Below are 13011 nucleotides of genomic sequence, written 5' to 3'. Positions count from 1 at the left end.
CGCGTGGAGCCCCGGCGCCATGCCGTGCGTGCCGGTCAGTGGCCGAAGTCGAACCAGTTGACGTTCACGAAGTCCGCCGGCTGGCCGCTGCTGAAGGTGAGGTACACGTCGTGGGTGCCGGTCACCGGGCCGATGTTCGCCGGGACCGTCGTCCATGACTGCCAGCCTCCCGTGTTGGACACCGCGAAGCTGCCGACGGGGGCGTTGTCGCGGCTGTCCAGGCGCACCTCGACCAGCCCGCCGACCCCCTCCGCGGCGCCGCTGGCGACCCGCGCGTAGAACTGCGTGGCCGGGGTGGAGCCGAAGTCGACGCCCCGGTAGAGGGCCCAGTCGCCGTTCGCGAGGGAGCCGATGTTCTGGCCGCCGCCGATGTCGGTGGTCGCCTCGGTGACGACGCCGCTCTGGCTGTCGTAGGACTCGGCCTCGATGGGACTGTAGGCGTCCCGGTTGCCGGACGGGGGCGGTGTGGTACCGCTCCCACCGTCGGAGGACTGGAGCACCTGCACGTAGTCCACGGTCATCGGGTGGCCGGGCTCGGTGCCTCCGTCCGGGCCGCCGCCGAACGCGTCGGGGAAGCCGCCGCCCATCGCCACGTTCAGGATGAGGAAGTACCCGTGGTCGGTGGCGTTGGCCCAGGTCGTCGCGTCCACCTGGTCGGCCTTCACCGTGTGGAAGTTGACGTCGTCGACGTAGAAGCGGATCTCCTCCGGGCTGGTCGACTTGTCCCACTCCATCGCGTAGGTGTGGAAGCCGGCCTGGCAGGTGGCGCCCGGGCACGACGTCGAACCGCCGATGCCCGTCGTCTCGTTGCACGGCCCGTCCGGGTTGGTGCCGCAGTGCATGGTCGCCCAGTTGGTGTTGAGGCCCTGGACGTTCTCCATGATGTCCAGCTCGCCCACCCCGGGCCAGTTCCAGTAGTCGCCGCGGAAGGGCGCGCCCAGCGTCCAGAAGGCGGGCCAGTACCCCCTGGCCGCGGCGCCGGTGACGTCGGGCATCCGGATGCGGGCCTGCACGCGCAGCTTGCCGCCGGCCGGGGGCTGGAAGTCGGTGCGCCTGGTCTCGATGCGGCCCGAGGTCCAGTTGCCGGCGGCGTCCCGGAGCGGGGTGATGAGCAGGTTGCCGTTGCCGTCCAGGGCGACGTTGCTGGTGCTGGACGTCATCGTCTCGATTTCGCCGGTACCCCAGTTGGCGGCGCCGCCCGGGTAGGAAGTGCCGGTGTCGTACTGCCAGTTGGAGGTGTCGACAGCGCTACCGGCCGGACCGTCGAAGTCGTCGAGGAAGACCTGCGTCCAGCCCGACGGGGGTGTGGGGGCGGAGGCGCTCGCGGGCAGGGTCCCGGCGGTGGCGGCGGCCGCCGCCAGACCGAGCGTGCCGAGGACGGCGACGAGCGCGCGCCGCACGGAACGTCTGCGGCGCGCACCGGCGGGCGCGACGGGGGGTTCACTCATGGGGGGTGCCTCTCGGGTACGGAGTGGGGGTGCTCGGATGCCGTGCTCGAACACGTACGGGGAGGTCTTGAGAGCGCTCTCATCGATGGTTGCGCGGCCAATGTGCCCAAGGGCTCCGCCACCGTCAAGAGTCAAAGCAAAGAAAGTCCTTTCCCGGAACGGGAGTTCAAGGCTTCACCGCGACAGAGGGGACGTCGGACGTGTCCCCGCCCCGCCGCGCCGCCCTCCTGGGGCGAGGTGGACGTAGGGTGCAGGCGTGAGGCTGACGATTCTGGGCGGTGGCGGATTCCGTGTGCCGCTGGTGTACGCGGCGCTGCTCGCCGACCGTGCCGAGGGCCGGGTCACCGAGGTCGTCCTGCACGACCTGGACGCCGGACGGCTGTCCGCGGTCACCAGGGTGCTGGCCGAACAGGCCGCCGGGGCGCCGGACGCGCCGGTGGTGCGGGCCACCACGGACCTGGACGAGGCGCTGCGCGGCGCGGACTTCGTGTTCTCCGCGATCCGCGTCGGCGGCCTGGAGGGACGCGCGGACGACGAACGGGTGGCGCTCGCCGAGGGCGTGCTCGGGCAGGAGACGGTGGGGGCGGGCGGCATCGCCTACGGACTGCGCACGGTACCCGTCGCCGTCGAGATCGCCCGGCGGGTGGCCCGGCTGGCGCCCGACGCCTGGGTCATCAACTTCACCAACCCCGCAGGGCTGGTCACCGAGGCCATGTCCCGCCATCTCGGCGACCGGGTGATCGGCATCTGCGACTCGCCGGTCGGCCTCGGCCGGCGCGTCGCCCGCGTGCTCGGCGCGGACCCGGGGCGGGCGTGGATCGACTACGTCGGCCTCAACCACCTCGGCTGGGTACGCGGCCTGCGCGTGGCCGGCCGCGACGAACTCCCGCGCCTGCTCGCCGACCCCGAACTGCTCGGCTCCTTCGAGGAGGGCAGGCTCTTCGGCGCCGACTGGATCCGGTCGCTGGGCGCGATCCCCAACGAGTACCTGCACTACTACTACTACAACCGCGAGGCCGTGCAGGCCTACCGGTCGGCCGGGAAGACCCGAGGCGCCTTCCTGCGCGACCAGCAGGCCGGGTTCTACGAGGAGTTGCGGGACCCGAAGGCCGCCGCCCTGCCGGCCTGGAACCGCACCCGCGCCGAGCGCGAGGCCACCTACATGGCGGAGAACCGCGAGGCGGCGGGGGCGGGGGAGCGGGAGGCCGACGACCTCTCCGGCGGCTACGAGAAGGTCGCCCTCGCCCTGATGCGGGCCGTCGCCCGCGACGAGCGCACGACGCTGATCCTCAACGTCCGCAACCGGGGCACCCTTTCGGTGCTGGACGCCGACGCCGTCGTCGAGGTGCCCTGCCTGGTCGACGCGAACGGCGCCCATCCGGTCTCGGCCGACCCGCTGCCCGGGCACGCGACCGGGCTGGTCTGCGCGGTCAAGGCGGTCGAGCGCGAGGTGCTGGCCGCGGCCGGGTCGGGCTCGCGTGCGACGGCGGTGAAGGCCTTCGCGCTGCACCCGTTGGTCGACTCGGTGAACGTCGCCCGCCGCCTCGTCGACGGCTACCTCGCCGTCCACCCCGGCCTGGCGTACCTCAGGTAGTCCGCCGGGCCGGCCGGTCGCTCCCCCGTAACGCGACCGACCGTCCCAGTCCCCCGTTTCCCCCGTGGGCCCCGTCCCCCGTCTTCCCCGTTGCCCCACCCTTGAGAGTCGCTGGTCCGGGCCCTGATACACCCCGGGCGGAGAATTTCCGGTAGAAGTTCCGGACGAGTTCCCGCACGGGATGTCAGGTGATCAGCCGGTGAAGCCCGCCGTGATGGAGGTGAACTGCCAGTCGCTCTGGCTGATGCCGGAGCAGTTCTCCGCCACGCCGCCGCCCGGACACGGCCGGTCGCGGTTGACCGACCAGAAGGCGAGCCGGGCGATGTGGTGGCCGTTGGCCCAGTCACGTACCTGGGTCCAGATGGCCGGAGTCGTGTTCTCCTGCTGGTCGGACAGGCCGTTCATGCCGGAGATGCCGATGTGGGAGTAGGCGGTGGCGTCGTCCCAGCCGAAGGTCGACTTCAGCTTGGCCTTCAGGCCCTCGGCCGCGTTCACGGTGTTGCCGTACATGTCCGCACCGCCGCCGAAGTCGAACGGCATGACGGTGAAGACGTCGATGTCCGCGTTCAGCGACTTGGCCTGCTCGATGAGCCGGTCGCCGTAGTAGGTCGGGCCGGTCGTCGAGGTGCCGAAGGTCACGATCGTCCTCAGACCGGGGTTGTTGGCCTTCACGGTCTTCAGCGCGGTGAGGATCTTCGCCTGCACGGCCTCGTTCTCGAACTCGTCCGAGTTCTCGACGTCCATGTCGACCGCCTTCAGGCCGTAGGCGTCGATCACCTTCTGGATCGCCCCGGCGAGCGCGCTCGCGGAGGAGCAGTTGGCCCCGAGCTTGCTGCCGCTCCAGCCGCCGAACGAGGGGACGACGTCACCGCCCGCCGAGCGGATCTGGTTGACGGTGGTCTGGTCGACACCGCCGGTCAGTGGCCGCTGGCCGTCCCAGGACGGGGTGCAGCCGCCCGAGTCGAGCACGAACGCCATCGTGAACCACTTGATGCCGGTCGCGCTCATCACCGAGGTCGCGCTCGGCGGGTTGCCCCAGCCCTCGTACAGGTACGGAGCCGCCTGCTTGAAGCCGCTGCCACCGCCGCCGCTGGAGGCGTCCGTGGTGACGGTGACGGCGTTGGAGGCGCCCGAGACGTTCCCGGCGGCGTCGCGCGCCTTGACCGTGAAGGTGTAGGAGGTGCTCGGCGACAGTCCGCTCACCGTGGCGCTCGTACCGGAGACGCTCAGCACCCGGCCGGCGCCGCTGTAGACGTCGTACGCCGTCACGCCGACGTTGTCCGTCGCGGCGTTCCACCGCAGCGACACGCTGGAGGACGTCTTGCCGGTGGAGGTCAGGCCCGTCGGCGCGGTGGGTGCCTGGGTGTCGCCACCGCCGCCACCGCCACCGGGGCCGTCCAGGCTGATGTCGTCGGCGTAGTAGGTCCCCTGCGCGTACCAGCCGTGGACGTACACGCTCGCGCTGGTCTGGGTGGCGCCGGTGGTGAAGGAGACCGCCAGTTGGCTGTAGGCCGACGGGGACGAGGTCCAGGTCGAGGGGCCGCCGTCGACGCCGAGGTAGACGTAGGAGCCGCGCACCCAGCCGCTCAGCTGGTACGTCGTGTTCGGCTGGACCGGTACGGTCTGGCTGCACTGGGCGTTGTCGTTCGACGTCACCGCGCCGGCGAGGGCCTTGGAGCCGCCGTGCACGGGGGAGGAGACCACCGAACCGAGGTTGCCGGTGCAGGTCCAGGGGGAGAGGCTGCCCGACTCGAAGCCGGGGTTGGTCAGGACGTTGGCCGCTTGGGCCGTGCCGGGCAGGGCGATGGCTCCGGCGAGTGCCAGGGCCGCGGAGCCGAGCAGGGCGAGGAGCCGACGTCCGGGACGTCTCCGTGTGTATCTCAGTGTGTCGCGCACGCTATCTCCCTGAAAGTTGGGGGCGTTCGGGAGGCACAGAGGTGCAGAGAGGCGCAGAGAAGCGCAGGGCGGACTGTGCGGGAGGTGCGCCCACCAAGTTGGTATGGACCAATCCGGGTGTCAAGACATGACGCCGTGATTGGTCCATACCCATTCGGTGCGAGTCGGTCGCTACGCCGGGGCCCCGGTGCGGGCCGCGGCCTGTGCGGGCACCTCGGTCCGCTGCCCGGTCCGCTGCCCGGCCGTCGCCTCCGGCCGCAGCGGACGCGGCCCCGACACCACCGTGTAGTCCTGCCCGAGGAACGGCGGCGCCACTGCCCCCGGATCCTCGCCCAGGGCCAACCGCACAGCAATCCAAGGGGCGTTGACCCCGCACTGGGCGAGCTGGTGCAGGCCGCCCGCCGGGCGCGGGTTCACGTCGAGCAGCACCGGGCGGTCGCCGTACATGCGGAACTGGATGTTGGACAGATAGTGCAGCCCGAAGCCCTCCGCGATCCGCCGGGCGGGCTCCAGCCACTGCTCGTGCAGCGTGAAACCGCGACGGCGGCCGTTCTTGGTGCGGCCCACGGCCAGCCGGATCCGGTTGTCCGGCCCGGTCAGGCAGTCGACCGACACCTCGGGCTGCTCCAGCCGGGGCATCACCAGCCAGTCCACCGGACCGTCCGCCTGCTCCAGGGCCCGCAGGACCAGGTCCAGCGGGACGTGCGGGCCGGGAAAGCCGCTCAGCTGCCTCAGCGAGAAGGGCGCGCGGGTGATGACCCGGAAGCCGACGCCGCCCGCACCGGCCGCGGGCTTGAAGCACGCCAGATGCCCTGACTCTTCCAACTCCGCGACCGCGGTGAGGAGTTCAACGGGCGTGCGGACCCGCCACCACGGCGGCACCGGCACGCCGATCGACCGGGCCGCCTCGTACGCCGTCCCCTTGTCCGCGAAGACGGCCACCGCCTCCGGCGTCGGCGCGAGCAGCGCGGTGCCCACGGCCGCGAAGGCGGCGCGGTGCGCCACGATCGCGGCCTGGTTCAGCCGCGGCACGAACACGTCGATGCCCCGCCGCGCGCACTGGTCCAGCGCGTACTCGACGTAGGCGGCCGCGGACAGGCCCTCCGGTTCGAGCTCGGCGGTGTCGGCGGCGGCCAGCACGGGCGAGTCGGCGTCGCCGTGCGTGGCATGGATCTCGACGGCCCGGTCAGCGGGATTTCTCCGCAGCTGATCCATGAAGAAGACGTTCTCCGCGTACGTGCGGTTGAGCCAGACGCGTACGCGGGAGACCATGCGGGCCACCTTTCGGAGGGGCGCGGGCAGGGCGAAGCGGGCCGAGCCCGGCCAGAGGGGAAGGAGGGACACCAATCCGCCCTGGAAGAAAGGGAGTTCGGGCGGCGGTGTTGCGGCGATCATACGACTTCCGCAGACCGGGTCGTGCCACACGGAGCCACTGCCCGGCCCGCCGCGGGCCCGTGTCCGCGGCCACTGCCGGATGCGCTTGTCCCCGGGCCGCCGGATGTGTTCTTGTGGTGCCCATCGAGCGCGCGACAAGGGGGCGAGAGGTGACGGGTGAGGCCGGTGGGACCGGGCGGCTGCTCGCCATCAGCGACCTGCACATCGGGTACAGCGAGAACCGCGCCCTGGTCGAGCGGATGGCCCCGGAGCAGGACGGCGACTGGCTGCTGGTGGCCGGCGACGTCGCGGAGACCGTCGCCGACATCCGCTGGGCCCTGAAGACGCTGTCGGGCCGGTTCCGCAAGGTGGTCTGGGTCCCCGGCAACCACGAACTGTGGACCCATCCGCGCGACACCCTCACCCTGCGCGGCGTCGCCCGCTACGAACACCTGGTCGAGCTGTGCCGCGAACTGGGCGTGACGACTCCCGAGGACCCTTATCCGGTCTGGGACGGTCCGGGCGGCCCGGTGGCCGTGGCCCCGCTGTTCCTGCTGTACGACTACTCCTTCCTGCCGGCCGGCTGCGCGACCAAGGACGAGGGACTGACCTACGCGCACGGCACCGGCGTGGTCTGCTCGGACGAGTTCCTGCTGCATCCGGACCCGTATCCCAGCCGCGAGGCCTGGTGCGCGGCCCGGGTGGCCGAGACCGAGCGCAGGCTCGCCGAGATCCCCGGTGACCTGCCGACCGTGCTCGTCAACCACTACCCGCTCCACCGGCACCCGACGGACGTCCTGTGGTACCCGGAGTTCGCCATGTGGTGCGGCACCCGGCGCACCGCCGACTGGCACCGCAGGTTCCGCGCCGCCGCCATGGTCTACGGCCACCTCCACATTCCGCGGACCACCCGGCACGAGGGCGTCCGCTTCGAGGAGGTGTCGGTCGGGTACCCCCGAGAGTGGCGAAAGCGCCCGGAACCACCGGGCAGACTGCGCCCCATCCTTCCCCTGGAGGTCGGAACCCGGTGATCGAGGAACTGCTCCCGGACTCGGTGGTGGCCGTGGAGGCGTACGGCGACGACGGGACCGACCTCGCCCCGCTCCACCCCGAGGAGCAGGCGCTGGTGACGCGGGCGGTCGCCAAGCGGCGGCGCGAGTTCGCCGGTGTGCGCGCCTGCGCCCGCGTGGCCATGGAGAAGCTCGGCGTGCCGCCGCAGCCGGTGCTGCCCGGTGAGCGGGGCGCCCCGATCTGGCCGGACGGGCTGACGGGCAGCATGACCCACTGCGACGGCTACCGTGCCGCCGCCCTGGTCCGCACCACCGACCTGGCCTCCCTCGGCATAGACGCCGAACCCCACGCCCCGCTCCCCGACGGCGTGCAGTCCACCATCGCGCTGCCCGCCGAGGAGCGGCGCCTGGCGCGGCTGACCGCGCTGCACCCCGGCGTGCACTGGGACCGGCTGCTCTTCAGCGCGAAGGAGTCCGTCTACAAGGCCTGGTTCCCGCTCACCGGCAAGTGGCTGGACTTCGAGGAGGCGGACGTCGAGGTGAGCACCGCCGCGGGCGCGGCGCCGCACGGCGTCTTCCGCGCCCGGCTCCTCGTGCCGGGCCCCCTGGTCGGCGGGCGGCGCCTCGGCCACTTCGACGGACGCTGGACGGTGGGCCGGGGCCTGGTGGTCACCGCGGTGACGGTCCCGCGCGCCTGAGGGGTCACGGCCCGGGGCACCAGCTGTGCAGAAGCCGGAAGAACTCCTCCTCGTTGCCCGTCAGGCCCGCCCGGGCCAGCGCCTGTTCGGCCTCGGCGAGCACGGAGGGCGGGACCACCGGTGGGCGGGCGTCGCCCGGAGGGCCGTCGAAGGCGGCCCGTACCGTGTTCAGGAGCCTGAGATAGGCCTGGACGGCGGTGCGCTCGTGGTCGGTCAGCAGGGCGGTGGGCATGGATGGCTCTCCCCGGTTTCGGCGTCACACGGTCACGCGCCCGGTTCGCCCGGACGGCGCAACGGCGCCTCCGCACGGCGGTGGCGCACCCTCCAGCTTGCCGCCCACCACTGACAATGCCCGCGCGCTCCGCGCCGGTTCGGCCACTCAGCTCAGCCGAACCAGACCCGCGGACACCGCGGCGCCTCCGCGCGCATGGCCGGTTGTCGCCGGGGGCTTGCGTACCTGCGGGCGGTTGCCGCCGGGCACTTGCCGACCCGCAACGGACGGTAGCTCGTGGCCGGGGTCACCAACTCGTGGTCGGGGGTGGTGCGTTCCCGGACGGGGCCAGGTCCTGGCCCCCGGCGTCACGACTCGGGCCGTTTGACGCTCTCCAGGAGCATGTCCAGCCACTCGGCGACCTTGTCGCGGTGCTGGTCGGTGGGCAGCTGTGCGGCCCGCCAGGCGATCCCGCGCACGCCGTGGTCCTGGAGCAGCCGCTCCAGCGGGTCGTCGGCGGCCGCGCCCGCCTCCCGCTCGCGGTCGGCGAGCCGCTGGAGGAGTTCCTGCTCGGTGTGCTGAAGGGCTCCCGCGAGGGCCTCGGGGTCCTCGGCGGTGAGGAATCCGGCGTGTACCCGGAAGAAGCGCTGGATGGCGTCGCAGTGCTCCATGGTGGGGCGCCGGTCGCCGTTGATCAGGGCGCCCGCCTGCTGCCGCGACATGCCCGCGCCGTCGGCGATCTCCTGCTGGGTGTAGCGGCGCCCGTTGGGCTTGAGCCGGGTGCGGCGCAGCAGGTCGAGCCGTTGCAGGAAACGGGCCTGCACGTCCGGCTCGCCCGCGCACCGGCCGCCGAGCAGGGTGCTGACCAGCGCCTCCGGCACGCCGGAGGCCGCGGACAGGCGGCCGACGTCGAAGACCTCCGCCTGGGGCACGCCGAGCCGGTCGGCCAGCGCGGTGACGCGTGCGACGACGGCCGGCAGCGCGGCAGAGGCCGCGGCGCCCGGATCCTCGATGCCATCCGTCACCGACAGATCTCCTACGTCTCTCACAGGCTTCTCACAAAGGCGGGGTGCCGTGAACTTCCCGGAGGGTAACCGGTCGTTCGAACTCGCATCCAGGTCTCGCCACAACTGTGGCCAATTCCAGCCGTCAACAGGCAGGGAATGCCACGATAGTTGACACACCTCATGGAGGGGAAGGAGGATCAAGGCGCCGCGTGAAGGCCGCAGAGGCAAGAGGGGTGACCTCCCGATGGCACATCAGGCAGGAGAACAGCGGCCGGCGCCGCGGTCCGTCCCTGTTCGTTCCGAGGCGCAGGCCTACCTCCGGGACTACACCACGTTCCTGGAGGCCGTCTCCTTCCCGTCCCTCGTCGTGGACCAGGCCTGGGACGTGGTCCTCACCAACAGCGCATTCACGTCACTCTTCCGTGGTGTCGGCCCGCACCCGACGGCCATGCCGGACGACAACTTCCTCCGGTTCGTCCTGTTCCACCCGGACGCGGGCACCGTGCTCGGCGAGCACGAGTCGCGCTGGTGCCTGCCGATGCTGGCGCACTTCGCCGCCACGGTGGAGCGCAGTGGCCACGACCACGGGCTCCAGGCGATCCTCCAGGACATCGTCGAGGATCCCATCATGGAGGCCGCCTACCGGCAGGGTCTGCCGCACTGGATCCGCGCGGTCGGTGAGACCGCGGTGGTGTCGGACGGCGCGGTGCGTCCCCTGCTGCACCCCGACCCGCGCTGGGGCGCCACCGAGTGCCGCATCATCGAGGAGACCCCGGCGACCCTCCAGGACCTCGGCTACACCCGTCTCACCCTGGTGCTCCGCGAGGCCCGCCGTCCCGCGCCCCTTCGGCGCGGGTCCGGGCGGGCCCGCCGCCCGGCCGGCCACCTGAGCGTGGTCTCGGCCCCGGAGGGCTGACCCGGCACCGTCGGCGTTCAGGTCGCCGACGGCGCCGGGCCGCCCCCCTCCACGGGGCGTGCGACGTGCTCCCCTCCTGGTCACGCGGGCGTGACCAGGATCAGTGGTACGCCCCGGCACGGCACCAGCCGTCGTCCGGCGTGGGTCCTGGGCTGGCCCGGTTCCAGGACCGCCGAGAAGTCCGGGCCCCTGGTCAGGGAGCCGGCCAGGTGGGACGGGTCGGCGGAGGCCGCCACGCGGCCCCGGGCGTTCACCAGGTGGGCGGGGCCGGGCAGCTCGCGCAGCAGGGGGAGTACGGCCGCCTCGAAGTGCCGTAGATACACGTCTGCCGCCGCCACCCCCGCGAACCGGCCCGCCACCTGGACCGGCGCGGACAGGGTCAGGCTGTACTCGTCGGAGCACAGGTAGTCCACGTAGGGCCCGGCCACGGCCCGCAGCCCGGTGTCGCGGGGCAGGGCGAACCAGTCCCAGTGGGTGTAGTCCGAGTAGGCGGACTGCCCCGGATCCAGGTCGAGCAGCAGCGGCCGCACGTCCCCCCGCGCGGTGCACTGCCACCACTCCAGCCAGGCCGGCACGTCGGCCAGCAGTCCCGGCGCGGCGACGAAACCGGCCCCCGACACGAGCTCCTCGCGGCCCAGCCGCACATGCAGTCCCGGCCGCAGCGCGGCGAGGTCGGCGCTCACCGGTGCGCGGCCGGCGGCGACCACCCGCGCCAGCAGGTCAGCCGTCTCGGCGCGGATCTCGGCGACCGCGTCGAAGACCGCCTCCAGGGTGCGGCCCACCCGCGCGGCGACGCGCTCCTCAGCGCACGGCTCGCGGGTCGCGGTCGCCGCCCCGGCAGCTGCGCGGGTCGTGCTCATGGCGTCCTCCAGCGGACAGGGTCGGACGCCGCGCCGTCAGAGGCCCAGCCGTACGGCGACGAGTCGCGCCGCCGATTCCTGAACGCACCGCTCGGCCAGCGTACGGGCCGGATCACGGGCCCCATCCTGCACGGCGGAGACCACGGCGCGATGGCGATCTGCGACTTCTTCACGATATTCGTCGTCGCCGAGCACCAGGCACAGCAGCGCGCCGACCTCCGTCTGGAGCGCGATCTGCTCCCGGGTCAGCCGGGCGGACTGCGCGGCCGCCGCCAGCTCCACATGGAACCGGCCGTAGACCCGGCTGCGGGCCGCCGCGTCCTCGGCGCCCGCCAACTCCTCGACGGTGCGCAGCAGTCCGCCCAGATCGCCGGGTTCGGTGCGCTCGGCCGCCAGTGCGGCCGCCGCGCCCGACAGGGCGGCCCAGTGGTCGCCGAGGTCGCGCAGCTCCTGCGTGCTCCAGCCGCGCAGCCGGGTCCTCAGCCGCTCCTCGCCCGGACGTTCGGGCACGGAGACGAAGCTGCCGCCGCCGCGTCCCCGCCGGGTGGTGACCAGGCCCTGCTGCCGCAGCGCCATCAGCGCCTCCCGCAGGGTCACCGTGGACACACCGAGCTGCCCGGCCAGGTCGCTCTCGCCGGGCAGCTGCTCCCCCTCGGCGAGCAGGCCGAGTTCGATGGCGTCGCCGATCCTGCGCACCACCGCGTCCACCCGCGCCCGGCTCTCCACCGGCGCGAAGACGACCCTGCGGGTACCGGCCCCGCCCCCGTCGACGATGCCGCGCCGGCTCCTGGCCCCGTTCTCGACATGTCCCTGCTTCACGGCCACCACCTTGCCAGTTGACCCAAGTTTTACCCAGAGGCGGTCTTGAGGTTTGAACTATGACTTCATAGGTTTCCGATCAACGTTCGTGAACGTCAGAAAGGTTCCGCATGAAGGGAGTTGCCGTCCGCCTGGAGGGCCTGCGCAGGACGTTCGGGGAGACGGCCGCCGTGGCCGGGGTCGACCTGGAGATCCGGGACGGGGAGTTCTTCTCGATGCTCGGCCCCTCCGGCTCGGGCAAGACCACGGTCCTGCGTCTGATCGCCGGCTTCGAGGCGCCCGACGCGGGCCGCGTGGAACTGGCCGGGCAGGAGGTCACCGGCCTCGCCCCCTTCGAACGGGACGTCCACACCGTCTTCCAGGACTACGCCCTCTTCCCGCACATGACCGTCGAGCAGAACGTCGGCTACGCCCTGAAGATCCGCAAGGTGCCCCGGGCCGAACGGCTCGTCCGCGCCCGCAAGGCCCTCGCCGAGGTGCGCCTCGACGGCTACGGCGGACGGCGCCCGGCCGAACTCTCCGGCGGCCAGCGCCAGCGCGTCGCCCTCGCCCGCGCCCTGGTCGGCCGCCCCCGCGTGCTGCTCCTCGACGAACCGCTCGGCGCCCTCGACCTGAAGCTGCGCGAGCAGATGCAGATCGAGCTCAAGGCGCTCCAGCGCGAGGTCGGCATCACCTTCGTGTTCGTCACCCACGACCAGGAGGAGGCCCTGACGATGAGCGACCGCATCGCCGTCTTCCACCAGGGCCGCATCGAACAGGTCGGCACCCCCGCCGAGATCTACGAACGCCCGGCGACCCCGTTCGTCGCCTCCTTCGTCGGCACCTCCAACCTGCTCCGGGGCGAGTCGGCCCGGCGGATCCTCGGCGTCCCCGGAACGCACAGCATCCGGCCGGAGAAGATCCGCGTCCTGAAGGAGTCCGCCGTGGCCGACGAGCCCGGGCAGGCGACCGTCACGGGCACCGTCGCCGAGGTCGTCTACCTGGGCGACTCCACCCGCTTCCACGTCGACCTCGACACCGGCGGCCGCCTCACCGCACTCCAGCAGAACCTGGAGACCTCCGCCGAGGACGTCGCCGCCTACCGCGGCAGCCGTGTACGGCTGACGTGGCAGCGCAGCCACGCCGTCCCGGTCCCCGACGCCCGTTGAGCACCACCGTCCCCCCTCACCCATGGAGTA

At 72.5% G+C, this 13011-nt stretch carries 12 protein-coding genes; 5 read left to right on the top strand and 7 right to left on the bottom strand.

Annotated features, from left to right (window positions below; translation table 11 throughout):
- Positions 1–35 precede the first annotated feature (35 nt).
- Positions 36–1448 carry a glycoside hydrolase family 16 protein gene (locus ACTYVM_RS23685; RefSeq protein WP_445527871.1) on the bottom strand — a complete coding sequence of 471 codons (1413 nt, stop codon included), beginning with the start codon at positions 1446–1448 and terminating at the stop codon, positions 36–38.
- A 256-nt stretch (positions 1449–1704) separates the two neighbouring features.
- On the opposite strand from ACTYVM_RS23685, the gene ACTYVM_RS23680 reads away from it, so the two are divergent.
- Entirely contained in the window at positions 1705–3042 is a 1338-nt protein-coding gene (locus tag ACTYVM_RS23680; protein ID WP_445527870.1) for a 6-phospho-beta-glucosidase, read from the top strand.
- A 192-nt stretch (positions 3043–3234) separates the two neighbouring features.
- Here the strand turns inward: ACTYVM_RS23680 and ACTYVM_RS23675 are convergent, their stop codons facing one another.
- Positions 3235–4938, bottom strand: coding sequence for a carbohydrate binding domain-containing protein (locus ACTYVM_RS23675; RefSeq protein ID WP_445527869.1), 1704 nt, complete (start codon positions 4936–4938; stop codon positions 3235–3237).
- 171 nt (positions 4939–5109) lie between these two features.
- Positions 5110–6210, bottom strand: a complete 1101-nt coding sequence (locus tag ACTYVM_RS23670; protein WP_445527868.1) for an ATP-grasp domain-containing protein — start codon at positions 6208–6210, stop codon at positions 5110–5112.
- Positions 6211–6482: 272 nt separating this feature from the next.
- Here ACTYVM_RS23670 and ACTYVM_RS23665 point away from each other — a divergent pair, with 272 nt between their 5' ends.
- Positions 6483–7343 (top strand): metallophosphoesterase family protein, encoded by an 861-nt coding sequence (locus ACTYVM_RS23665; protein WP_445527867.1) that lies wholly within the window; start codon positions 6483–6485, stop codon positions 7341–7343.
- Positions 7340–8020, top strand: coding sequence for a 4'-phosphopantetheinyl transferase family protein (locus ACTYVM_RS23660; protein WP_445527866.1), 681 nt, complete (start codon positions 7340–7342; stop codon positions 8018–8020). Before ACTYVM_RS23665 ends, ACTYVM_RS23660 begins: the two co-directional genes overlap by 4 nt.
- Positions 8021–8024: 4 nt before the next feature.
- On the opposite strand, the gene ACTYVM_RS23655 is transcribed toward ACTYVM_RS23660, so the two are convergent.
- Positions 8025–8252, bottom strand: a complete 228-nt coding sequence (locus ACTYVM_RS23655; protein WP_445527865.1) for a hypothetical protein — start codon at positions 8250–8252, stop codon at positions 8025–8027.
- Between the two features lie 347 nt (positions 8253–8599).
- Complete coding sequence (locus ACTYVM_RS23650; RefSeq protein WP_445527864.1) at positions 8600–9256, bottom strand: helix-turn-helix domain-containing protein; 657 nt, start codon at positions 9254–9256, stop codon at positions 8600–8602.
- A 226-nt stretch (positions 9257–9482) separates the two neighbouring features.
- Between ACTYVM_RS23650 and ACTYVM_RS23645 the strand changes: the two genes are divergently transcribed.
- Positions 9483–10154 carry an MmyB family transcriptional regulator gene (locus tag ACTYVM_RS23645; protein WP_445527863.1) on the top strand — a complete coding sequence of 224 codons (672 nt, stop codon included), beginning with the start codon at positions 9483–9485 and terminating at the stop codon, positions 10152–10154.
- Positions 10155–10234: 80 nt separating this feature from the next.
- On the opposite strand, the gene ACTYVM_RS23640 is transcribed toward ACTYVM_RS23645, so the two are convergent.
- Together ACTYVM_RS23640 and ACTYVM_RS23635 are read right to left on the bottom strand one after the other, a co-directional pair.
- On the bottom strand, positions 10235–11014 hold the full coding sequence (locus ACTYVM_RS23640) for a cache domain-containing protein (RefSeq protein WP_445527862.1): 780 nt from the start codon (positions 11012–11014) through the stop codon (positions 10235–10237).
- Between the two features lie 36 nt (positions 11015–11050).
- Complete coding sequence (locus ACTYVM_RS23635; RefSeq protein ID WP_445527923.1) at positions 11051–11788, bottom strand: FadR/GntR family transcriptional regulator; 738 nt, start codon at positions 11786–11788, stop codon at positions 11051–11053.
- A gap of 155 nt (positions 11789–11943) precedes the next feature.
- Between ACTYVM_RS23635 and ACTYVM_RS23630 the strand changes: the two genes are divergently transcribed.
- Complete coding sequence (locus ACTYVM_RS23630; RefSeq protein WP_445527861.1) at positions 11944–12981, top strand: ABC transporter ATP-binding protein; 1038 nt, start codon at positions 11944–11946, stop codon at positions 12979–12981.
- Positions 12982–13011: the final 30 nt, after the last annotated feature.

Source organism: Streptomyces cyslabdanicus, assembly GCF_052663305.1.
This window is presented reverse-complemented; position numbering and strand designations above follow the sequence as displayed.

Excerpts from the sequence above, each read along its gene's own strand:
- ACTYVM_RS23685 (WP_445527871.1), bottom strand. The coding sequence starts at position 1,448 with ATGAGTGAACCCCCCGTCGCGCCCGCCGGTGCGCGCCGCAGACGTTCC.
- ACTYVM_RS23645 (WP_445527863.1), top strand. The coding sequence starts at position 9,483 with ATGGCACATCAGGCAGGAGAACAGCGGCCGGCGCCGCGGTCCGTCCCT.
- ACTYVM_RS23640 (WP_445527862.1), bottom strand. The coding sequence starts at position 11,014 with ATGAGCACGACCCGCGCAGCTGCCGGGGCGGCGACCGCGACCCGCGAG.
- ACTYVM_RS23630 (WP_445527861.1), top strand. The coding sequence starts at position 11,944 with ATGAAGGGAGTTGCCGTCCGCCTGGAGGGCCTGCGCAGGACGTTCGGG.
- ACTYVM_RS23670 (WP_445527868.1), bottom strand. The coding sequence starts at position 6,210 with ATGGTCTCCCGCGTACGCGTCTGGCTCAACCGCACGTACGCGGAGAAC.
- ACTYVM_RS23655 (WP_445527865.1), bottom strand. The coding sequence starts at position 8,252 with ATGCCCACCGCCCTGCTGACCGACCACGAGCGCACCGCCGTCCAGGCC.